At 55.3% G+C, this 22,524-nt stretch carries 14 protein-coding genes and 1 tRNA gene; 11 read left to right on the top strand and 4 right to left on the bottom strand.

The genetic code is table 11. The features are described from left to right. Nucleotides 1-14: 14 nt before the first annotated feature. The 3 genes from tgt to ABJK56_RS02595 all read right to left on the bottom strand — a co-directional run bounded on the left by tgt (nt 15) and on the right by ABJK56_RS02595 (nt 2,893). On the bottom strand, nt 15-1,160 hold the full coding sequence (tgt, locus tag ABJK56_RS02605) for a tRNA guanosine(34) transglycosylase Tgt (protein ID WP_347243107.1): 1,146 nt from the start codon (nt 1,158-1,160) through the stop codon (nt 15-17). 168 nt (nt 1,161-1,328) lie between these two features. Beyond that, nucleotides 1,329-2,666: a DNA-directed RNA polymerase subunit alpha C-terminal domain-containing protein gene (locus ABJK56_RS02600; RefSeq protein WP_347243106.1), complete on the bottom strand. Its 1,338-nt coding sequence runs from the start codon at nt 2,664-2,666 to the stop codon at nt 1,329-1,331. Nucleotides 2,667-2,820: 154 nt separating this feature from the next. Continuing rightward, a tRNA-Thr gene (locus ABJK56_RS02595) sits at nt 2,821-2,893 on the bottom strand. Nucleotides 2,894-3,496: 603 nt separating this feature from the next. Between ABJK56_RS02595 and ABJK56_RS02590 the strand changes: the two genes are divergently transcribed. The 4 genes from ABJK56_RS02590 (at nt 3,497) to ABJK56_RS02575 (ending at nt 9,043) form a co-directional block, all read left to right on the top strand. Then, entirely contained in the window at nt 3,497-4,612 is a 1,116-nt protein-coding gene (locus ABJK56_RS02590) for an ATPase, T2SS/T4P/T4SS family (protein ID WP_347243105.1), read from the top strand. A 345-nt stretch (nt 4,613-4,957) separates the two neighbouring features. Continuing rightward, nucleotides 4,958-5,971: a Gfo/Idh/MocA family oxidoreductase gene (locus tag ABJK56_RS02585; RefSeq protein ID WP_347243104.1), complete on the top strand. Its 1,014-nt coding sequence runs from the start codon at nt 4,958-4,960 to the stop codon at nt 5,969-5,971. A gap of 341 nt (nt 5,972-6,312) precedes the next feature. Beyond that, a complete protein-coding gene (locus tag ABJK56_RS02580; RefSeq protein ID WP_347243103.1) occupies nt 6,313-7,875 on the top strand; it encodes a hypothetical protein in 1,563 nt (520 codons plus the stop codon). A 280-nt stretch (nt 7,876-8,155) separates the two neighbouring features. After that, complete coding sequence (locus ABJK56_RS02575) at nt 8,156-9,043, top strand: hypothetical protein (protein ID WP_347243102.1); 888 nt, start codon at nt 8,156-8,158, stop codon at nt 9,041-9,043. A gap of 24 nt (nt 9,044-9,067) precedes the next feature. Here ABJK56_RS02575 and ABJK56_RS02570 read toward each other — a convergent pair whose 3' ends face one another. Next, on the bottom strand, nt 9,068-10,975 hold the full coding sequence (locus ABJK56_RS02570; RefSeq protein WP_347243101.1) for a glycosyltransferase family 39 protein: 1,908 nt from the start codon (nt 10,973-10,975) through the stop codon (nt 9,068-9,070). Nucleotides 10,976-11,450: 475 nt separating this feature from the next. On the opposite strand from ABJK56_RS02570, the gene ABJK56_RS02565 reads away from it, so the two are divergent. From ABJK56_RS02565 to ABJK56_RS02535, 7 genes are all read left to right on the top strand, one after another. After that, complete coding sequence (locus ABJK56_RS02565) at nt 11,451-13,943, top strand: YidC/Oxa1 family insertase periplasmic-domain containing protein (protein ID WP_347243100.1); 2,493 nt, start codon at nt 11,451-11,453, stop codon at nt 13,941-13,943. Nucleotides 13,944-13,958: 15 nt separating this feature from the next. After that, nucleotides 13,959-15,386 (top strand): tRNA modification GTPase, encoded by a 1,428-nt coding sequence (locus ABJK56_RS02560; RefSeq protein ID WP_347243099.1) that lies wholly within the window; start codon nt 13,959-13,961, stop codon nt 15,384-15,386. A 91-nt stretch (nt 15,387-15,477) separates the two neighbouring features. After that, complete coding sequence (gene rbsK, locus ABJK56_RS02555; RefSeq protein ID WP_347243098.1) at nt 15,478-16,413, top strand: ribokinase; 936 nt, start codon at nt 15,478-15,480, stop codon at nt 16,411-16,413. A 149-nt stretch (nt 16,414-16,562) separates the two neighbouring features. Continuing rightward, nucleotides 16,563-17,810 carry a Gfo/Idh/MocA family oxidoreductase gene (locus tag ABJK56_RS02550; RefSeq protein ID WP_347243097.1) on the top strand — a complete coding sequence of 416 codons (1,248 nt, stop codon included), beginning with the start codon at nt 16,563-16,565 and terminating at the stop codon, nt 17,808-17,810. A gap of 105 nt (nt 17,811-17,915) precedes the next feature. Then, nucleotides 17,916-18,962: a ThuA domain-containing protein gene (locus ABJK56_RS02545; protein ID WP_347243096.1), complete on the top strand. Its 1,047-nt coding sequence runs from the start codon at nt 17,916-17,918 to the stop codon at nt 18,960-18,962. Between the two features lie 212 nt (nt 18,963-19,174). Further along, nucleotides 19,175-20,458, top strand: a complete 1,284-nt coding sequence (locus ABJK56_RS02540; protein ID WP_347243095.1) for a Gfo/Idh/MocA family oxidoreductase — start codon at nt 19,175-19,177, stop codon at nt 20,456-20,458. 71 nt (nt 20,459-20,529) lie between these two features. Next, complete coding sequence (locus ABJK56_RS02535; RefSeq protein ID WP_347243094.1) at nt 20,530-22,467, top strand: HEAT repeat domain-containing protein; 1,938 nt, start codon at nt 20,530-20,532, stop codon at nt 22,465-22,467. Nucleotides 22,468-22,524 lie beyond the last annotated feature (57 nt).

The following is a 22,524-nucleotide window of genomic DNA, read 5'->3' as shown; positions in this document are numbered from 1 at the left end:
TAATGTGGAGCACTTTATCTTCCCGCGTCATCCTCCAGATCAGCCTCCGACCAGGCGGCACGCTTTTGCTCCAGAAAATCGCGGAACGAGCCGCTCTGAATCGCTGCCCTCGCCTGCCTTATGACCCGTTGGTAAAACGCGATGTTGTGGAGGCTCACAAGAATCGGGCCGAGCATTTCGCGAGCCATGAACAAATGCCTGATGTAGCCCCGGCTGAAGGTGCAGGCGAGGCACGGGCACGTGGGATCCATCGGACGCGGATCCCGCTCATGACAAGCATTGCGCATGCGAAGCGGCCCAGCTTCTGTAAAAGCCATCGCATTTCGACCGTTGCGTGTGGGTATCACGCAATCAAACATATCCACGCCCCGAGCAATTCCCTCGAGAAGATCGATGGGACGACCCACGCCCATGAGATAGCGAGGCTTATCGACGGGCAAAGAAGGAGCCACGACATCCAAGGTACGGTACATTTCGACGGGAGATTCGCCGACGCTCAAACCGCCGATGGCGTATCCGTCAAAACCTATCTGAACGAGTTTTTCGACGCAGCGAAGTCGAAGGTCCGGCTCCAGCCCTCCCTGGACGATAGCAAACAGCCACTGATCTTTTCTTTTGTGCGTCTTTCGACACCGCTCGGCCCAGCGCACACTCCTTTCCATCGCGTCCTCGATGATCGCCCTTTCGTTGGGCAGGGCGACGACGTGATCGAGGACCATCGCGATATCGCTGCCAAGCATTTCTTGGACTTCAATTGCGCGCTCCGGCGTCAGCTCGACCACCGAACCGTCTAGATGGGACCGAAAAACGGCTCCACGTTCCTCGATCCGCGTGAGTTGAGCGAGGCTGAACACCTGGAATCCGCCGCTGTCCGTGAGGATCGGCTTGTGCCATCCCATGAAACGGTGAAGTCCGCCAAGGGCAGCAACCGTTTCGGGTTTCGGACGCAAAAGGAGATGATACGTGTTGGAGAGAATGATTTCCGTACCGGTACCTTCAACAAGATGAGGTAGCAACCCCTTGATGCTTGCTTGGGTGCCAACAGGCATAAAAGCGGGCGTGTGCACGACGCCGTGGGCCGTTCGCAGAATACCGCAGCGGGCGAACGTTTGCGCATCTGTGTGGACAACCGAGAAGATTTCCTCGCCAGCGGTACTCATTTTCCATTTTGCCGTAGTCGGCATCGCCTGTTCCCGGCGTTTTGTCCAAACGTAAATCCGGTCGCTGTACCTGCATCAGCGCGAAGCTAACCCAAACACAGCCATTATAGGGCAGGCGGCGAATTTTTAACCGTCGGTCAAGCGAGCCCAGCGAGTATGCCCGCGGAATCAATCTCCGCGAAGTTTGAGCCCTAGAGCCCGCAGCTTTTCCCGAACCTCGTTGAGGCTGGTCACGCCGAAGTTCTTGCACTCCAATAATTCATCGCCGCTGTAACGGATGAGTTCCCCGACTGTGTTGATTCCCAGCCGGGCCAAGCACTTCCGGGCACGCACGGAGAGATTCAGCTCGGACACAGGTTTCGCAAGGAGAGCCTGTTCCTCGGGCGGCAGGGCTTCTTCTTCCTCGCCAACTCCTTCCGCGGCGGGAGCGCCTACACGCTCGGGAAGAAGTTGCCCGAGGCGAAGCCCTTTGGATGCCAGCATCTCTTTAATTTCGGCGAGACTTGTTTCACCGAAATTCTTGCTGGCCAGAAGGTCCTGTTCGGTGCAGCGACACAGATCGCCCAGCGTCATGATACCCATTTTCTGGAGGCAATTGCGGCTGCGGACAGAGAGTTCAAAATCGGTGACGGGAGTGGCGAGAATTTGGGCAAGGCGGTCACGACGCCGCGTGGTGTCCTCTTCAAGAACGATCTGCCCAGCCGCCTGAGCGTCCTTCAGAAACAGCCGCGCTCGCTCATGACCCGGAAAGGCCTCCAGCACTCGCTGGTAGCATCGAACAGCCTTTTCGTACTGTTCCAGGTCCTCATAAAGGATCCCCAGATTGATAAGCGCTCCTAAGTGCGGCGGAAATCGGGAAACGCATCTTTGGTAGAGGTCGAGAGCGACGTCGTCATTACCATGACGGTCATTCTCCCAGGCCAATCCAAAAAGTGCGCCCACGTGGTTGGGATCGATCTGGATAGCCTTTTCATAGAGGGCGGCGACCTCCTCGGCAGGTGCGCCCAGAGTTGCTAATGTGGCACCACGCTGATAATAGTACTCGGCGCTCTCCGTGGCCGAACCAGACAGCCGGTCGAGGATCTCCAGCGCGCTTTTGAGGTCACCTTTCCCGCGGAGGGCCTCGACTTCCCCGAGAGCACATTCATCGGGGTTGTAACCGGCGATCCTCGCAGCCCGAAAACTCTCCAGTGCCTCGTCGTATCGTTCTGTGGCTAAATAACATTTCCCCAGATAAAAATGGGCGAGTGCGCCGCTGTCACCACGCTTAAGGACGGAAATCGCGCTTTCGAAACGCCCTAGCAGATAAAGGCAGCAGCCGAGCCGCACATTGCTCGCGGGAGTCTCTTCCCGGAGCTCCAATTCAGCGACTGCGTCGCGGAGCACCTTGTACTGGGAGGGATCCTCCGCCATGGCGCTGGCCAGCGTCTGAACTTCCCGCGGGCCAAACAGAGAATTGCTGAGAACGATTTGCCTGACGTCAGTGTCCAACGCCGCTTGCGACATCTTTTTTGTCCTTGTCGTTGTCGTTGGGTGTCCTAATGCAGCTTCTCGCCCGAAAAATCAGGCAAGTTTTTACTTAAAGAAGGGGGAACTGGAATATGCGAAGGTCTGGACCACGGCATAAGGACTGTGCCCCGTCTCCTCGTGAGGAGAAAACAGCCAACGGGGGGACTCGAACCCCCAACACCCGCATTACGAATGCGGTGCTCTGCCGATTGAGCTACGCTGGCAATTGGATGCAAGGTATGATACGTTCCCCGCCCCGCTACGGGGACGCTCTTGCTAATAAACATACCAAAAAGAGCCGCTTTGGCAAGGCCGACCGGCAATTGGTAGTAAATTCGGGGGATTCCCGACCCTCTTCAGCGGCTCCAATTGTGAGCGTTTGTCAAAATATCGTGCCAGCCGGGTCACCGATCACCGGAAGCGTCGGCTCCCTTCGCGGGACAGGCATGAGCACTGCCGGGTTTTGGCTTTCAATGCCCGGGATGGGATGTGGACCGGAAAAAACAGTACCGGCCGCCCTCGTGTTCAACTGGCGCGATGGTCCCCGCTAAAAAACGATCCGAGTACGGGAGCGATTCGCGTTAGCGGCTTTTTTTACTGGAGCGTGCAACGACAGGAAATGAGAGTTCCATCTGCTATGTGAGCCGCTCGTACGGCGAATTCATGATCTGCTAAACTCCGACCGCTTTGCTAGTGGGGCAAGTTTTCCGCTATCATGGAGGGACGGGGAGATCGGGCGAAGGCCGGCCGAGATTCGACAGGGGAGAGAAAGAGAGAATTTAGTCTTCCCCAGGCCCGTCTTGTGTCGGATTGGAGGGGACCCATCAATGACGCGGGAAGCCATTTTTGAGGCCAGCACCCGGTATTTTCTGGCGCCGATTTTGCCCTATTTACTGGACGACACCGTGACTGAGATTATGGTCAATGGACCGTACGAGGTGTACATCGAGCGCGGGGGGAAGCTGCAAAAAACGGATGCCCAATTCCCCAGTGAAGACGCCCTCATTTCTGCGATCAATAACGTGGCCCAGTGGGTTGGTCGAGAAATCAACGCTGAGCACCCGGTACTGGACGCCCGTCTCCCCGATGGCTCGCGCGTCCACGCTATCCTTCCGCCAACTTCTCGCATTGGACCTTGCGTGACAATTCGCAAGTTTACGCGGGAGGCGATGACCTTAGAGGATTTAGTTCGACTCAACTCCCTGTCCGAGATCGCCAAGGAATTTTTGGAAATTTGCGTCAAGTTGCGGAAGAATATCCTCATCTCTGGAGGGACCGGTACTGGGAAGACTGTTCTCCTAGGAGCTTTATCGCGGGCCATTTCCCCAGAAGAGAGAATTGTCGTTATCGAGGATACTTCTGAACTGCGTCTCGTGCAGCCGCACACAATATATCTGGAGGCCAGACACGGCGGCCGTGAGGGGCGCGGCGGGCTAACAATCCGACATCTGTTCAACAATTCTCTTCGGATGCGCCCGGATCGGGTGATTGTGGGAGAGGTTCGCGGTGGCGAGGCGCTGGATATGATCCAGGCCATGTTGAGTGGCCATTCCGGCAGTCTTTCCACCATTCACGCGAGTTCTCCGCGGGATGCTCTCATTCGACTCGAGACGCTCTCGCTCATGTCCGATGTAGAAATTCCTGTGTACGTGGCGCGGGCGCAGGTGGCGTCGGCGATTCACATTGTCATTCAGATTGCCCGATTTACCGAAGATGGATCAAGGAAGATCACGCAGGTGAGTGAGGTGGCCGGTTTGGACAGTGATGGTCGATATGTTCTCCGCGATCTTTTTGTTTCCCGGCTTGTGGGCCGCTCGCCGGAGGGCAAACTGGTGGCGAACCTGGCGTTCACCGGGGTGAAGCCCACTTTTGCGGATGCACCGAAGAATGCAGGTATGGAGTATTTGGTACAGCATTCTGCGCCACTCTGGGATCTGGCATAGTGAGTCGTCGCGTAGGACATCGACTTGGGAAACTGCGCGGGAACATTCTTGGTTGTGCCCGCTGGCGGTGCACGCTTTTGATACGAAGTTGGCGCAACATCGACCAATTGCAAACCGGGTAAAAGAGCGACGAACTCAGGTGATGGCTAGGAACGGGGTTAACAAAATCGGCCCACATGGCTCGGCAGTCTGCTTTAGGCAAGAAGTCGTCTCGTGAGTATTTCTGAGATTTTTGGCTCCATTGGCTTCGCACGTTAGAAACCGGTACTTGAGCTAAGTGTTACCCAATACAGATCACGAAAATTATTCGGAAAACTGGATCACAGGTATCAGGGATAACCTCTGATGAAGCTGCGATTGGGAGTCATTGGACTGGGAGAAGGTTGGGAGCGCCGTTACTTGCCTGCTCTCCGCGTACTCAGCGATCGCTTTAACCTCGTGGCTGTATTCGAGTCGGTATCCCAGCGGGCGCGGATGGCAGCGCGGGAAGCGAGTCTTGCCGTTCACGACAGTTTTTGGACACTCTGCCGGCGATCTGATGTGGATGCCGTTCTTGTGCTCAATCCTCGGTGGCTGGGACCTTTGCCGGTATTGGCGGCTTGTGAATTCGGAAAGGCCGTGTATTTGGGAGCTTCTGTGCTCTTGACACTGGAAGAGGTCACCGAACTCCGAGAGGCCGTGTTGCAGTCGGGAGTGGCCTTCATGGTAGAGTTCTACCGCCGGTACGCCCCCGCCACGATTCGCCTCAAAGAATTGATCGCGACACGGTTGGGGCCCCCACGCCTTCTGTTTTGCCACCGGCGCCTCTCTCGCTATCTCAGGGGAAACGGAACCTCAGGGCCTCACCCGGCTGACCCTATTCGGCTCGATCTTGTTGAGCTTGTGGACTGGTGTCGCTTTGTGGTAGGCGAACAGGCTACCAGTGTGATGGGGGTTTTTCATCATTGTCCGGACAAAAGGGACCTCGACTACCTGATGCTCAATCTTGATTTCAGTCCACCAGGGCAACTTGGGAAGGGACCAACAGCGCAGATAAGTTGTGGACGTTACATCCCGCCGCACTGGCATGAAGCGGTAAGTTATCGTCCGTTGCCCGAGCTTCAGGTGGTCTGTGAACGTGGTGTGGCTTTCGTAGATCTTCCCACGACCCTCGTGTGGTTCGATGAAGCAGGACGCCATCAGGAACTTCTTGACCATGAACGGCCAATAGAGGAGCGTTTGCTTCTTCAGTTTTATCGGGCAGCGACCAGCCTGGTGCAGCGCGCCAGCGACATCGACGATTTGCGTTTCGCTTTGAGTACCATTCGCAAGGCCGAAGAAAGTGCCGCAGCAGGACGTCGGATCTCGCTGGACATTTGAGCCGTTCTGAGCTAGTCTGGAACCGGCCTTTCTGAGTGCTCTGAGACCGGCAGCCGATCGTCAGAACCGGCAACGACAGAAATAGAACGCGGATACCACGCGCGGAGCAAAGCTTTTATCCGAGAGGCAAATGGCCTGCACGGGGCGTATTGGAAAGGTGAAATGAAAACAACATTCAGTTATAGTAAAAAGGTGTTTCAAGAAACGCGACCAACGATAGTTTTGGGGCCTGTGCTTTGTGGCTGATGGACGGCATGGAGGGCCCGCAGAGCCCCGGTACATCGGGTCGGGGCGAAATATCGAACGGGGGCGTAGATGGTTGTGGGAGGTCGGCCTCACGAATGAACTGGCTTTCCGCTGCTTGTCGCCTTTTCAGTGTGATGGACGCCCTCTACCTGGCGGGAAATTTTCTTTACCGCCGGAGTCTCCGATATACGCTGGCTACAGCACTGGTGTCCCTATTGGGATATCTCGGTAATTTCATACCTGGCGTTCGTACTTATGACGCTCAGGTGGCTATTATTATGCCACTTTGCGTGGGGGGAAGCATGCTTACCGGCGGCCTGCTCCTCATGCTACTCCCCAGCCTTTTCAAATCGCGGCTCCTCAATGTAGCGCAGGCGGCCGACCTAGACCTAATGGAAAACTACCGGAAATGGAACCAGGACCAACACTTGGAGGCTCTATGGGATCGCGTTTATCGATTTGAATGGGAATTAGGGACGGCGTTGGTTCACCTTCGTTCTCATCCAAAGGAATGCCCTCCCGAGTTGTGCAGCGATGAAGGTTTACCGGACGACCCGATGGAGCGGGGGAGAATCAAGTTTTTGCGTTGGGGGCAGTTCGCGCTCGCACGCCCACAACCAGAGCCTCGCCAGCGATATTATCTGGGCATCGACCTCCGCTTTCTGGAAGACTGGTACAACGGGGGTTATTTTGATCCCAACGATGTCAAACTTTACGAACAACAATCGGCTGCACCAGCCCTCGAAAGGGTCCGCGAGCTGGCGGGTTATCAGCTCTGGGACGTGCTCAAAGACTTGCCGATGAAAATCTCTTCCAGAATCTGGTTTCGACTGATTACTCGGGCAGTTGCCATGCGAGTGGGAGAGGCGGTCATTTGCCTCAACCGTACCTTTCACACTGATTATTTCAATGCCCAGGCACTGCTCTGGCCGGAGGAAGTGGACGAACCATGGGTTGCGGAAATGGGGAGCAATGCCCGGGAAGCACTCCTCCGCGAGCGGGCCAGATTGCTCGGTCGTGTGTTCGGATCGCTCGAAGAAGGGCGACGCATGCTTGACCATTTCCTGATACCGCTGTTCTGGGCGGCTACTGATCTTCGGGCACGATTTGATCCAGAATACGTGGATGGCAGCCTGGGATACGACGTCTGGAGCGACCTCAAATGGGCGGGCTTCGGGAGTTTTCGACCGATGCGTTTCGTTCGGCTGATGCAGCGGGCAGCGCGCGACAAAAGGCGACTTTTGGATTGCCTTGAATCGGGCGCATTCTCGAATATTGACCCAAATCCAGTAACAGAAGAAGGCCGAGAAGCGTTTCGCGCCATTCGCATCGCCGTTCATGTCAATTGGCAAGGGTTGCGGGACAAACTCGCTCGCTGGCATAGGGCGGGGAAACGCCGTGCCCGTTATCATGAAGCCCTTCTCGCTGTGTTCAAGCAAGCCATTTCCTGTCGTTCCCAGTTCACCACATACCTGGTGGCTCTGCGAACGCACCACGAGCTTTGCCGACTCCATCGTGTGACATATCAACAACTATTGCAGGACCTTTTTAAGACATGCGCTGAAGTTGCCTCGTGGGGAACAAGATCTATCCAATCGGTATCCAAGGGACGGGACCGATACTGCACGACAGTCGCTGGAGAAGATATCTTCCTGTGATCAGTGGATCGTAAATACATGGCTTGCGATGGTGGCTGAGAGTTTGCTGGTTGGTCCTCCGGGCCGCGTGATTGTTCCCAAGAAGGCAAATGGAGGCACGTTCCGGAGCGAGCGATACTCCGCGAACAAACGGGTGTTATCATGATAGGCAGAGAGTTGTCGGAGCGGTGAGTCCCTTTCCCGGGAAACGGAGTGGGCTGCGATGGAAGCTAAAGGAGGTTCAGAAGCGGTCCGATGTCCGCAGTGTGGCAAGCTTTCGAGGCTCCCGACCGGGAGTTTGGTGACACGGGTTCGCTGCCCTCACTGTCATGCAGTTTGGCAGCTTGCCTCGCGAGGGAAGCCCAGCAGTGCTTCGAATCTCGGATCGCAAGAAAGCGGAATTCTCGATAGTGGCCTTGCCAAGGGGTCGTCAGGCATCGAGCGCGCAGATCTTCGGCAACAACCGGTCTCTGCTCCTAGCAGGGAATCTGCTGTTGAGGACAAAAATACCAAGGCCCCGTGGCATATTTGGTGGTTTATTCTCGGAGGTTTCTTCGTACTGTCGCTGGTGGTCATTATTGGGTTGATTGTGGTGGTGATCTTTCTGATGTGGCAGCGTCCCGTCCTCATTCCACAGCCGGTGGTTGCACTCCCGCAGCAAGCCGTCGCCCCTGCGCAACCGCCTCCTCAACCCCAGGTGATCAATCCAGAGTTGGCTCGAAGGGGAGCAGCCACAGCCGCCTACCTTCAAGGATTGCGCGATGCCACGATGAAAGTTCTTGGTGGCCTCGACCTGACGGCGATCCTCACTGGAGGGGCCGGAATTCAGAATCCCGGTGAGAAGTTGGCGACCTGGGAACGGGAGGTGGCCGCTCTCAACCCACAGGACGTGGACCCGCTCGCAACTGAATTTAAAGAAGAATTTGCCCAGAAATTCCGGAACGTGATGCTTGCGTCGGAGGCCAGCTCGACGCTCGCCTTGCAAATCGCCAGTGCCCCGCCTGACAAAATGCTCGACCAGCTACCCGAGCAGCTTTCGCCACTCGCACTCCTCGCACCCCTTCGGGATTTTGTCAACTTCGTGAATGTACGCGGGCCGCAGGTCAAAGCGGAGCTGGAAAAACGCTACAATCGTGAGATGCCGGTTTTCACGCTCCCCGCCTTAGGAGGAGGGACTCAGGTCCCCTGACAAACCGCTTGATGTTGTGCCGTGTTAAGGGTGGCTTCCTCGATCCGTTCCCAAAGCCCGGGCAGGCGCCACGTTGGATGACGGTTCTGTTTCTGCCTTGGGAAGCGCTTCGCCGACAACGACCACCGGTTGGGGATCTCTAGTGGGGGTACGACCGAGCGGGATGACTTTCCAAGGTTTCCAGCAAAAGGAGAGTTGGGGACAGACAATCAGGCGACCGCTCAAGGGAAACTGAACCAGCTGTTGACCGCTTTTCCGTATAACCCGGGCTTGTGATGAGTACATTGTTCCCGAGAGGCAAAACACAGAATTCGGCAGGCCTTCGACTGTCGTTTCTCGGGGAAGCTGTCGAACGAAATACGGGTAATGGAAACGAAAAGCAGCCGAAACAGGACCTACGCTAACCAACTTTTCTGGTGCCCGTATCTCGCTAGCAAGACCCTGTATCTGTTCGCCAGGCGACCAAAGGAGTTGTCGCTGCACGGACAGAATTCCCACCCGATGACCCAAACCTAGAAAAAGTCCGATGGCCAGAGCAGAAAAAGCAAGGTTGGATCGAGTCGCTTTTTTCAGCGTCAATCGCGTTGACACAATCATCAGAATGGCCAAGAAACAGATAACAATTGTTGGGAGAGGTGAAAGTTGAATTCCCTTGAACTCATATGCTGAAATGGGAAAGAACTTGGGAACACAAAGGAGAATTGCCGCTGCACTCCCCAGTACTGCCAGGGCTTGAAGCAATCTGAGAAAAATGACCAAAACTTTCGGTAGCATGTAGGGAGAGTTTTTCGAGTCATTGACAGTCTCAGCAACATACTCCCACGGTAACGAAAGAATAAGAGCGGTGGGCAAGTAAAGGGGTAAAAGGTACCGGTTTTTGGCTTCCGGGACAACCCAGAGGCTAGCAAACCCGACTGTTACACAAAGTGTCATATAGGTGATCAGAGATCGATGCCTGGTCGCCCAGCGACGAAAGGATTTGTCTGTCCACGCCAGAAACAACCAAGACCAGGGAAGCATGGCCCCTATCGTTGCCACGGGGAAAGATATGAAATGAGCGATAAGTCCCCGTGTGGCGAGACGCTCCTCTACTTGGCCGAACCAGATTTCCCGGGTGGCCGGTAAACCCGCAGTCAGGCAGTATGGAATGCTCCACAGCGCGATGGGCAGTACCATGGCCCCGACCGAGGCGAGGTATTCTTTGCTTACAATGCGCCTTTGTTGTCCGGAAATCCAAAGGAAACCTGTAGTTGATAGGATGAAATAAACAGGAGCTTGCAGCCCTTTTGTCAGCGCCGCTAGCCCCGCGAAAAAACCAGCCGAAATCCAATTCGATTTTCCGTCTGACTTGTTCTGGCCGGAGAACCACATCAAAAGTGCACCGCCGAGAAAAGCGGCGAAAAGCGAGTCTGTCTCTCCGAGTTGGCCGATCGTCAATGATTGACCCATAGTTAAATAGGCCATTCCAGCGACGATACCGGCTACCGGTCCGATCTGTTTACTGGCGATCCTCCAGCAAATGACGGAGGCCAATACAAGTGCCAGTGCGCTCGGTAAACGAACTGTGAAAACGTCGAACTTCCCTCTGCAAACACCGATTGCCCCGATGAGCCAGTTTTGGAGTGGTGGACGCGTACAGTAGAGCTGGCCCTGTTCCCGGGGTACCAGCCAGTCGCCTGCCCAGTACATTTCGCGAGCCACCTGGCCTCGTCGCGGTTCCTCCCCTACGATGGGAAGGGAGTTGATCCCCAAAAATGAGATCGAAAGAATTGTCGCAGCAAATAACCAGGGCAGGACTGCTGTAAATCGTTTTTCCTGCGATTGTGGACCTAGGACCAGGCCCTGCGGCTTGGTCTCGCCGATCTTTCCAGTTGTCCGGGAGACGCCCTGCTCTTCCACCAGTTGGTTGGGTCGAGTCGCATGCACTCCCACGCGCACGGTCCTCCACACGCTGTGACCCATGCACGGAGTTTCTCGGTCCCGCTAAAATAAAAAGCTTAGGGCAAAGAGTCCAAGTAGAGTCAGTATGATAGCCAAACGACCCAAGTCCGATCAACGCTGATTAGTTTTTGGGAATTCGACACGAAGATCACTGGCCTTGAAACAAGCGAACCAGGGAGGAGCCCCATGTGGTAACTTCCCGGGACGGCTGGAAACCGCGTGGTTTCTACCTTTGGCCAGTGCTGCAAAGAGTATAGAATGGTTCTTTCACAACGAGGGAGCGGTACAACCCTCCGTGAAGCGGCGGCGTGACCATGAGCCGGCAGCGGTACTTCTGTGAAAATGGGAAAAGTGCTTGTGGGCCGGCGAAGGCGGGATGGTTCGCCGTAGACGGTGAAGGTCCTCTTCCTGCTGCCAATTTGGGGAATTCAGATCTTTAGCTGAGTGGTTTGTTCGAGGAATCGACATGCTCGACCAGAGCCAAAATCGGATGTGGGCACGGTATTTTGCCTTTTTGGCCGTGTCCATGTTGATTATCGTCATAAACCTCTATCTGGGGAGCCTCTGGGCACCGAACCCCCCAGCAGGACCACCGGCCGTGGTCTCTCAGCAACAAGAAGCGGGTTCTCGTGAGGCCGAGAGCAAACAAAATGGCGAGAACGTTGCGAGAATAACTGCCGGACCCGAGGAGCCGAACGCGCCTTCCGTCCAAAAAGAACCTGTTGAGACTCAAAAGAGCGAACTGCCCGAGCCACCGGTTCGCTACGTCACGCTGGGTTCTCTGGACCCTGAAAGCCCCTATCGGATGCTGGTAACCCTCTCCACTCGGGGAGGGACCGTCTCCAGGCTTGAACTGAACAGCCCCAAATACTGTGATACGGAAGCCCGTGGGGGATACCTGGGAGAATTGTTTTTCGAGCCTCCGGCGGACAAAGGACCGCTCCGTGTGGACGTTGTTGGGCCGGGTACCCCGGCCGCCCTGGCCGGTCTCCGCCCCGGTGATGTGCTCCTAAGCATCGATGATAAGCCAGTCGAGGGAATTGCTGGATTCCGCGAAATTATGGACAAAACGCACCCGGGCCAAAGGGTGTCCCTGGCAATCGGGCGGGGGGATAAAAAGCTCACCCTCGAAGCGCAATTGCGGAGGACGCCAATGGCGATCATTCGCCGGGAGGATGGGGGCCCCTACTCTTTCGAAATGACGCTTGCCGCATTGGGCAAGCAACGCCTAGTCGACGTCCGCTCCCGATTTGAAGAACGGATGCAAGAAATAACCGATCCGCTGCAAAAGGAGGTTTTGTACCTTCAGTGGCTTCATTCGGAGTTACCGGACGTTCACCTAAAAAGCGAGAACTGGTATCTGCTCCCCGATAATGCCGATCCGAGCAAGCCTGAAACGTGGACTGTCGCCTCGACTGAAGATGATGGTGCACCGCGGGAAACTGTTCGCTTTGCACGCTGGCTGCCGGACAAAAATTTGGTGATTGTCAAGCGTTATGAGCTGGCGCGGGTGCCACCGGGAAAGCAGGAGGATCACGATGATCCATCATATCATTTCACATTTCAGATCACGGTTATCAACGTGGGGAAGAACCCGACCAGCGTCGCTTATGAACTGGATGGGCCCAATGGTCTGCCTACAGAGGGAGCCTGGTATGCACGGAAAATGAGCAATAGCTGGAGTGCTGTGGGACTTCGCGATGTGGCCATCCGCCTCGGTAAAAATGGGATCAAACTAGTGGCCTGTCCAGCCATTGCACGCGATCGCTGGGGAGCCCCCTGGAAAGATACGGAAAACCAGTTGATTACAGCTCTCGGTGTTGATGCCCAGTATTTCTCAGTGATTCTTCTCCCCCAGCGAGAACAGGCGGCCGACGTTTGGTTTGATGAAGCCAGGCCGATTCGGATTGGAGCTGTCGAGCCGAACTACGAATATCTTACGAACGTATCTTGCCGTCTCCAGTCTGTTCCAGCAGAGCTTAAACCTGGCGAACAACTTTCCCATACCTTCAAGGTCTTTGCGGGGCCGAAGCGGTCTGCTCTTCTCGCTCGTTATCAGCTTGACAGCCTGATCCAGTACGGCTGGTTTTGGTTTGTAGCCGATCCAATGACCAGGCTCTTGCATATTTTTCATGACTATATCGTGTTCAACTATGGTCTGGCGATCATCCTGCTTACGGCCGTCGTTCGTCTTTTGATGTTTCCCATCAGCCGCAAGCAGGCTCTCAATGCCCAGAAAATGCAGGAATTGCAGCCGGAAATTAAAAAGATTCAGGAAAAGTATAAGGACCTTCAAGAACGGAATCGTGCGACACAGGAATTGTTTCGGCAGCATAATTACAACCCATTTTCGGGCTGCTTGGTTTTATTTATTCAATTACCTATTTTTATCGGTTTATACAAAGCCCTCGCAATTGACGTGGAATTGCGCCAGGCACCGCTGATTTCCGAAAGCATTCGTTGGTGTTCCAATCTGGCGGCACCCGATATGCTGTTCAACTGGAGCTTTCTCTGGCCGGAGTGGTTCAATCGCGGAAACGGGATGTTTGCACTCGGTCCGTATTTCAATCTGCTGCCGGTTCTCACGATAGTCATTTTTCTGTGGCAGCAGAAACGGATGATGCCGCCGCCGGCGGATGAGCAGGCCGCAGTACAACAGAAAGTCATGAATTTCATGATGATCTTTATGGGGATCCTGTTCTATAAAGTTCCCAGCGGTCTATGTCTGTATTTTATTGTGTCAAGTTTATGGAGTATGGCGGAACGCGAGATTTTGCTGAAGACTGTCAAGAGACCGGACGGAACCAAGAAACCAAAACGCGACTGGAAAAAAAACTGGCAGAAAATTCAGGATTCCATCCCGGACTGGCTGAAGGAACTCATCAAGGCCGCGGATAAGCGTTACGCGGAAAAGATGCCTCGCGAAAAGCTTCCTCCGGCAAAACGCACGCGGGTCTGACCCCTCAAAAGCTCTATGTGGCAGCAAGCCCATGACACGATCGTTGCTGTCGCGACCGCCTTTGGACGTGGTGCCCGTCAGATCATTCGAATTTCTGGTCCCGAGGCCTGGCAAGCGATAAAACGCGTTGTGACCTTTCAAGAGAGCGTTCCCAAAGAGGAACCACTTCAGCCGCTAGTATTTGCGACCTGGTTGGATTGGGAGGGATTGCCCGCGAGAATTCCCTGCGATGTTTTTTACTGGCCTTCAGGGCGAAGTTACACCGCTCAGCCGGTGGTTGAACTTCACACGATATGTTGCGGTCCGCTGGCTCAAGAGATCATTGCGAGGCTCAAGCTTCGACCTGCCCGACCTGGGGAATTTACCTTACGGGCGTTTTTAAGTGGGCGCGTGGATTTGACTCAGGCAGAAGCCGTAGTCGGTGTTGTTGAAGCGCGGGAGGTCCGAGAACTTCACACTGCGCTTCAACAACTCGCAGGCGGGATTGGGGGGCCTTTGCGAGCATTGCGGGAGGAACTTCTCGATCTAGTAGCGGATGTGGAGGCAGGGCTCGATTTCGCTGAGGAGGACTTGCCGTTTCTATCATGGGAAGAATTGGAGAACCGGGTGACGTCCGCCGGAAGAACGCTGGAGCAAATTAAACGCCAGTTTGAAAAGCGACGTGGAAATACCGAACTTCCTCGGGTCGTTCTAGTCGGGCCACCAAACGCGGGAAAGAGCACCCTTTTCAATGCACTTCTTTCAACAGAGCGAGCCATCGTATCACCAGTACCCGGGACGACCCGCGATTACCTGACCGCCGTCTGTACTCACCGCGGTGTCACCTTTGAACTGGTCGATACTGCCGGTCTGGAGAGTTGGCCTGGAAAGGTGACGGCCTGTGCGTCCGGGAGCACAAACAGTACGGAAACCTCAACCGGCGATGGGGATTCTTCTATCGCAGAGAAGATGCAGGCGGCCACCCAGCGGGCAGCACAAACAGCTGATTTATGGCTTCTGTGCTGGGAGGCCACCCAGTATTCTCCCCAGACTGTGGGGGCTGCCTGGGATATTCACAACTCGCAGACGCTTCTCGTACTAACCAAAGCCGATCTGTTGCCAATAGGGGGATCGTCGTCATGCCCGGAAGATGCGTTCCTGGTGAGTGCCCGCTGCAACATCGGTCTTGAGATGCTCAAAGATGCGATCGTAAACGGCCTTTTAGCGCAACAGGAAACAAGTGCGGGAGTGGTCGCAGTGACCGCAATGCGATGCCGCGATGCTTTGCAGCGGGCGTCGGATGCCATTCAACAGGCACAGGAGCTCATTCGCCGGCGGGAATCTGAAGATTTTATCGCCACCGCCCTCCGCGTGGCTCTCTCTTCAATTGGCGAAATAACGGGCGAGGTTTACTCGGAAGAAATTCTCTTCAGAATTTTCTCGCGGTTCTGCATTGGAAAGTGAGTTGTGTCTTCTCCTCGCAGGGCCGGTTCTCGGTAAGGTCGGCTGTGAGTAAAATCCTCCCCAGCCTGATTGAGCCAGGAAGGAGACTCCGATGAAAAAGCGCGTCATTGTCTTGGGTTCCATCAACACAGATCTTGTGGTCAAAGTGCGTCGTCTGCCCCATCCAGGAGAAACGGTCATCGGCGGCACCTTCTACCAAAACCAAGGCGGAAAAGGGGCCAATCAAGCGGTGGCTGCCGCTCGTGCCGGGAAAAATCCGGTCACTCTTATCGCGGCAGTGGGGAACGACGTTTTTGGCCGGGAAAGTCTGGCAGCGTTGCAAAGGGAGAAAATCGACTCGACGTATGTCGAGGTGAAAGAGGACATCTCTTCAGGCGTCGCGCTCATCATGGTGGATGAGCGTGGAGAGAATGCAATTGCAGTGGCATCGGGTGCGAACTCGGCTCTGTCGCCCGCGGATGTAAGGAAAGTTCCGGATTCGGTTTTCGAAACCGCGGCTGTCCTGCTGACCTGCTTCGAAGTTCCTGTGGAGACAGTTGAAATTGGGATTCAACGCGCTCGAAAGTGCGGTGTGACGACCATCCTTAACCCAGCGCCTGTTCCTGAAGAACTTCCAGCCGAGTTGCTTTCCGAGGTGGACATTGTCACACCCAATGAACACGAAATAGCCAGGCTCGCGGGTTTGCCGCAGATAGACGAGGGAGCAAGTATGCACGCCGCGGTGGAGCGATTGTTGGCTTATGGCGTGCGAAAGGTCGTTCTCACTCTTGGATCGCGGGGATGCTTTTTCGCGGAAGCGAACAGCGCCAAGTACATTCCCGCTTTCCCAGCAAAAGCCGTTGATACAACAGGGGCTGGTGACGCATTTAACGGGGCCCTAGCGGCGGCACTTGCTGAAGGGCGCGAGTGGACCGAGAGCCTCCGTTGGGCGTCCGCGGCCGCTGCCATCTCCGTGACTCGCGCAGGGGCTCAGCCATCGATGCCCTCGCGTCAGGAAATTGAGGAATTTTTGAAGCGTCAAGGTTGATCGCTGCCCTCACTTTTGGGGAAGCTTGAAGCTCGGCCAGCCGTGCCGTAATATAACCGGCAACGATCGACGCCGGATCACATCATCCTCACGCAGGAAGCTGTGGCAGTAACTTGTTCTTTTATCTGCTTTGGTTACGGAGGGAAGAAATGAGTACGCTGCGATTTGGGCTGGTCGGCGGGGGTTTTTACGCGCGGTTTCAACTTCGAGCACTGGAGCAAGTTCGGGGTGTGGAGGTGGCGGGCCTTGTGTCACGCCGACCGCCGGAAGCAATTGCTCAGTATGTTCGTGAAAAAAGGTTGGGCGAGGGACGAATCTTTTCCAGTGTTCGAGAAATGGCCCATCATGTGGATGTCGTGGCTATTTACGCCCCCAATTTTGCCCGAGTCGCCATTGTCGATGAAATAGCCCAGGCACTCGAGGATGGGGCAAAACTCCGGGCGGTAATCTGCGATAAACCGCTTGCTCGGAATCTCCGGGAAGCCAATCAGATGATCGCGCGTTTGGAACCGTTCGGCGTGCCACTCATTTATTACGAGAACCAGCTCCACATGAAGGCTGTCAAAGCGGCCAGGACACAGCTCGAACCGGTTATGAAAACGATGGGACCGCTTGCATTGGTGCGAGCCTCGGAGGAGCACGCAGGTCCGCACTCCGCGTGGTTTTGGGATCCGACTCAGCAGGGTGGCGGTGTGATGACGGACATGGGTTGCCACAGTGTGGCGGTTGCCTGGTACCTGTTGACCCCGCCCGGAAAGCCGCTGGGATTTTTGCAGCCGGTGTCTGTGCAAGCGGATCTTTCGCTCTTGAAATGGGGGCGTCCCGAGTGGCGAGAACAGCTCAAGACTCGTTTCGGCGTAGATTATACGAAGACCCCTGCGGATGACTTTGCGACTGGACTAGTTACCTTCCGGAATCCCGAAACCAACGTTCTCAGCAAAGCGCAGTTCACTGTCTCATGGATGTACGACAAGCAGGGGTTGCGCGTGATGATCGATGGTCTGGGCCCCGGGTATGCCTTTGAGTTTAACACCCTTCGCTCTCCACTTGAGGTTTTCGTAGGGGATGTTGCGGCCACAGCCGTCGCTGATGCCGAGGCGGCCCTGGAAAAGCAACAGGCCACGCGAGGACTACTCACCGTTCAGCCTAACGAAGCTGACCTGTACGGCTATGTGGATGAGAATATCGACGCCATCGAGGCGATTCTCACCGGGCGGCCAGCACTCATGGATTGGCATTTCGGCCGTGAGGTGGTTAAACTGACGATGGCGGCCTACCTATCATCGGAAAAGAAGGCGGCTGTGGATCTGACTGACCCCGCAACGGTGGAATACCTCGAGAATTACATTCCGTTGATTCAACAGGGGAGAGGCCGTGAGGTGCTCCATCTTCCCTGAAACACGCGTCAAATCAACTACCGAAGTCATTCGGTGTAAAAGCTGAGGAAATTATTCCTAATTTCTAAACGATTAGAACTTGAGGAGAACTGGGAGACGGCACCGATGAGACACTTTACTGGGCTATATTTGCTTGCTGCTACGGTTCCCACACTATGGCTTGGTGGGAATTTCCTGGCTTTTTCGAGCGACAGGTCGGATCAGCGGCCATGGGTTGTGTATGACGGTAAGACCGGGCCGGGACTGGGAAAGCACGTTGTACTCATCTCTGGCGACGAAGAATATCGATCGGAAGAAACTTTGCCGATGCTTGGGAAAATCCTCGCCAAACATCACGGTTTCAGGTGCACGGTGCTCTTTGCGATCGATCCTGCGACGGGAGAAATCGCACCAAATGTGAGGGATAATATTCCCGGATTAGAGGCACTAAAAGATGCAGATTTGATGATTATTTTTACCCGTTTCCGAAATCTTCCCGACGATCAAATGAAGTATATCGTCGACTATCTCGAGCAGGGAAAGCCAGTTATTGGCATTCGGACAGCCACCCACGCCTTCGATATTCCGCACGATAGAGTGTACGCCCGGTTTAGCTGGAATTCGAAGGAACCCGGTTGGGAAGGTGGATTCGGGCGGGTGGTGCTCGGCGAGACGTGGATTGCCCATCATGGGGCTCACAATAAAGAAAGCACCCGCGGTGTGATTGCCCCTGGGGTTGAGAGTCATCCGATCGTGAGGGGCTGTCAGGATATTTGGGGGCCGACCGATGTGTATCGCGTGCGCCTCCCATTGCCGGGTGATTCGCGAGCGCTGGTGCTCGGTCAGGTGCTGGTAGGAATGAATCCCACGGATCCGCCCGTGACTGGACCGAAAAACGATCCGATGATGCCCATTGCCTGGGTGAAATCGTATGAAATCACCCCAGGTAAAAAAGGACGGGTGTTCACCACAACAATGGGAGCCGCCGTGGATTTTAAGAGTGAGGGACTTCGTCGCCTGGTGGTCAACGCAGCCTATTGGTGTGTCGGGCTGGAGGATCGCATTCCAGAAAAGGCCAACGTTGAGTTTGTGGGACCATATGAGCCGAATTACTTTGGTTACAATGGTTACAAAAAAGGGCTCCGGCCGGCAGACTTTGAATGGAAGGAGTAACTACACGACAAAGTGACTAATCGGAGTTGGAGGCTTTCGTGGTGAATTGAGCCGACCATTGAATTAGACGTAGAAAGGTAATCGCAGCAGGCGGGCAGTCTTTGACGCGCTTCGGGGTTTTTGCGAATAAGAGGTGATCAGACCTTGGGTGAGCGCGATACTGGAAGATAATGGAATGTAGTCGACTGTCATAAAAATGGGAGATTCAAATTATGACGAGACCTCGATCTGTTTTGGCAGTGAGTCGGCGCGAGTTTCTGGCCAAGAGCGCTGCCCTTGTGGGAAACATCGGCGTTCCCCTGCTGGTGGCCAGCCGAGCTCTGGGGCTTAATGGAAGCGTGGCAGCGAGTGATCGGATTGTGATGGGTGGCATCGGCATTGGGCCCCGGGGGAGAACGGACCTGGCATGCTTTCTGAGAAATCCGGATGTGCAATTCGTGGCGGTAGCTGATCCTCAGAAGGATCGGAGAATGCTCGTCAAAGAGATGGTCGATAAGCATTATCAGAATAGTGATTGCCAAACTTACCACTATCTATTTGATGTACTTAACAGAGACGATATTGACGCCGTGTTGATCGCCACCGGTGATCGATGGCATACGATGGCCTCTATTTTGGCGGCCAAGGCGGGCAAGGATATCTACTGTGAAAAACCATGTTCAATGACGATCGCGGAAAGTCGGGCCCTGGCCGATACTATCAGCCGGTATGGGCGGATTTATCAGGCTGGCACGCAACGCCGGAATATCGGTAACTTCATCTTTGCAATCAATCTTGTGCACAGTGGTAAGTTGGGGAAACTCCACACTGTCCATGCCAACACTCTGGATCCCCGCACCACACGGGAGTGGCTGCCGGCTGAGCCGGAGCCCCCGAAAGATGTCTGCGATTGGGATCTTTGGCTGGGGCCCTGCCCTTGGCGACCATTTAACCAGCGTTATGTCAATGGAGGCTGGCGTGGGTTTTTCGATTTCCATGGTGGTGGGATTTTGGAATGGGGATCGCACACAGTTGATCTGTGTCAATGGGCGAACCAAGCCGACGACACAGCGCCGATTGAATACGAGCCGCAGGGAAATCACGTCCATGCCACCTACGCCAACGGGGTGAAGCTGATCATGCGTGATACTGGTTGGCTGGGCCTGGGCACGTGCAGTGTTCGCTTCGAGGGGGATGAAGGTTGGGTGGAAACGGGCGACAGTGGCCAGGTGGCTGTCTTTCCGGAGTCCTTGCGATCTGAAATGCCCGTTTTCACGATGGCGGGAACCGATCCTTCAACGCATATCCGCGATTTTCTGGACTGTGTGAAAAGCCGTAAGCAGCCGGCTTCGAATGCGAGTGTCGTGGCACAGTCGCACATTGCCTGTCATGCTGCGTACATCGCGTGGCAACTAGGGCGTAAAGTACGATTTGATCCGGCTAAAGAAGAGTTCATTGGTGATGAGGAAGCCAATCGCTTGCGCTCCAGAGCGCTGCGAGAACCCTGGCATATTTAAGGAATCTTTGGTGGAGTGTGGCTACAGAAAAAAATTGGCAACGATCTTTTTAAAGCACAAGGAGTGAAACAATGCGCGCCCGAACTATGTTACATTTTGGGTGGGGGCTCCTCCTTTTGTTCACGGGCAGTCTGCTTGAAGCACAAGATTTGGCGACCACACGAGACGTCTCTCAGCTAGTCGCGGCCTTGAAAGACCCAGCAGCAACGGATCACGAGAAAGCGGTGGCGTGCCAACTCTTGGCGGTCTTGGGAGGAGCAGATGTTGTGCCGATTTTGAAGGAAATGCTCCTCGATCCCAAGTTTTCCCACTACGCACGGTATGCATTGGAGCCGATTCCTTCGCCGGAGGTAGATCAAGCTCTCCGGGATGCCCGTGTTAATGCTGACGGAGGTGTACGCCTGGGGATACTTAACTCGATTGGCAATCGCCGGGACTCCGGCGCGATCTCGATCATCGCTCCCTTGTTGGAGAACTCCGACCTGGCTGTTGTGGATGCCGCCGCCTCTGCGCTCGGGCGAATTGGCACCCCCGAGGCCGCAGAAGTTCTCTTCAAAGCGCTTAAGGACAGTCGTCCGGCGGCACGGAGTGCGGTGGCGGACGCGCTTCTGACATGCGCGGAATGTTTGAGGGCCGCTGGTCAACGGGATCTCGCCTTGGCGGTCTGGGAAATGGTGCGAGCCGCTGACGTCCCGGTACCGATTCGCGTAGCGGCGCTGCAGGCTCTGATCATCGCTCGGGGCGCCAGTGGTATTGATTTGTGGAAGGAACAAGTCTTTTCTGACAATGAAAAGCTTTTCCAACTGGCAATGCAAGTAGCGCGAAAATTACCTGCGGATGCTGCCCTGCCTATTCTTAGCGATGCAGTGACCAAACTGCCCGAGACACGTGCTGCAGTCGCCCTCGAGGTGGCGGCAGGCATCGGCTCGAAAGAGGCACTCCCGACCGTTCGGCAATTCGCCCAGCAAGGGCCGCGGGCAGTGCGGCAGGCTGCTCTCCGTTCACTTGAAAAGATCGGTGATGCTTCTGACGTTGCGCTGCTTTTGGCCGCAAGTGTTGACAGCGACGAACAGATTGCGGCGGTAGCTCGTGAGACTCTGGAGATTTTGCCCGGGAACGAAGTTAATCTGGCGCTAGTGCAAGCCGCGAGTGGCGCAAGCAAGGAGAAATTGCTTGTCATTTTAAGTGTACTCGGTCAGCGGCGAGCGTCCGAAGGTTTGAAAACAATTCGCGACGCCATGCAGAGCAAGGACAATGAGGTTCGGGCGGCCGCAGTAGTGGCCTTGGGAAAGGTGGCCCGGGATGATGACGTTGTTACCCTGGTGAAAGAGCTGACGGCAAGCAGCTCAGAAAGCGACCGGACGGCGCTGATGGAAGCTTTGCGAACGGCCTGTCAGCGGGTTGGCGATCGGGAAAAAGTGGCTTCCCTGATTGCTATTCAATTGCAGTCCGCTCCCGCTCCGTTGCGAGCCAGCTTGCTTGAACTTCTTGGGGTTCTTGGGGGAAAAACAGCGTTGGCAGCCGTGGCGGAGGCCGCTAAAAGCCCAGACGCCGATTTGCAGGATGCTGCGACGGCCGTCCTGGGAAATTGGCTCTCCGCGGATGTTGCTCCGGTGATCTGGTCGTTGATCGAGAGCAATGCGGCGCCCCGTTATCGGGTGCGGCTGATTCGGGCGTACATTCGTGTGGCGCGACAGTTGCGTGTTCCCGACCAGGAGCGCTTGGAAATGTGCCGGAAGGCACTTTCGGTGTCAGAACGTCCCGAGGAACGTCGTCTGATTCTGGATGTCCTAAGGCGGAACCCCTCCCCGGAGTCCCTCAGCCTGGCAGCGGAGTTGGTTGCGCCATCGGACACCCGAGAGGCAGCCTGTGATGCGGTGGTTACTATTGCCGAGAAACTGAATCGGAATGTGCCGGGCTTGAAAGAGGCTCTGCAAACCGTTCTGCAGCACTGTACCAACGCGCAGGTTCGCGCCCGGGCGGAAGCACTCGTGAAGCGTTTTCCGTGAGTGATTTCGCGTTGTTGATCGGCGAATTTGTTTAAACCGGTAGTAGCCCATTCCAAA

This window comes from Thermogutta sp. (genome assembly GCF_039793925.1).
GTDB lineage: Bacteria > Planctomycetota > Planctomycetia > Pirellulales > Thermoguttaceae > Thermogutta.
The sequence above is the reverse complement of the archived record's forward strand: the minus strand, read 5'-3'. Positions and strand labels throughout refer to the sequence as shown.